Here is a 730-nt window from a genome sequence, read left to right on the forward strand (position 1 = left end):
ATATAATACCTTGAATATTTTGCGTCTATTTTTTCTTAAGGGATATTTATTCGGGTTACTTATTRGATTATCAATTATCCCTTCCGATTCCTACTTTTTATAGGTCATTATATTATATATATTTAAAAATTTACTAAGCGTTGTTTCAAAGCTACTTAGTTTTCATAAAATATTTTTTGTTTCCGCTGGAACGAATAGGCTTTAATCTCATCTGTATCTAAATTTTCATGAAATAAATGAATAGCTATAATTTGTCTACAATCGTAGGTATGATAATAATATGTTCCGGACTCCATACACATTACGCTTGTATAAATGGTATTATCTAATGCATCTTCTTCTGTTATTACTCCGCCTTTAGGAACCTCGCAATTTGATAAAATATGAAATAGGGCCGATACTCCCTCTTCTTCACTATCTATACCTTGAATGTTTTGTTTGCCATATGCTGCCCGCACAAACCTTGATGGCGGGGTGAAATCCCCTGGAAGTCCCATTGAACCTGAGCCCTGACCAAAAGCACTTAATGGCAAGTTACTCCACTCAGTTGGCGCGAATGGCTGCGATTTAAGGCCTATATATTGTCTTAAATTTTGCAAATGCCAATTAAACTCCGGACTATTCGTCATCACTCCTAGTGGGTTGTCATACATTTTTAATCCTTCATTTGTCGGCTCCAGTACAATACAATCTCCCCATTTATCCGCTAAAATCCAATGTAGCGGTGGAG

The 730-nt window shown here is 35.8% G+C and carries 1 protein-coding gene; it reads right to left on the bottom strand.

Going from position 1 to position 730, the window contains the following annotated elements:
• Positions 1 to 155: 155 nt before the first annotated feature.
• On the bottom strand, positions 156 to 730 hold a 575-nt coding region (locus tag AC1DJR_RS32300; RefSeq protein ID WP_477004501.1), incomplete at its 5' end, for a linear amide C-N hydrolase.

It is taken from the genome of Bacillus sp. 05T31, assembly GCF_056396725.1.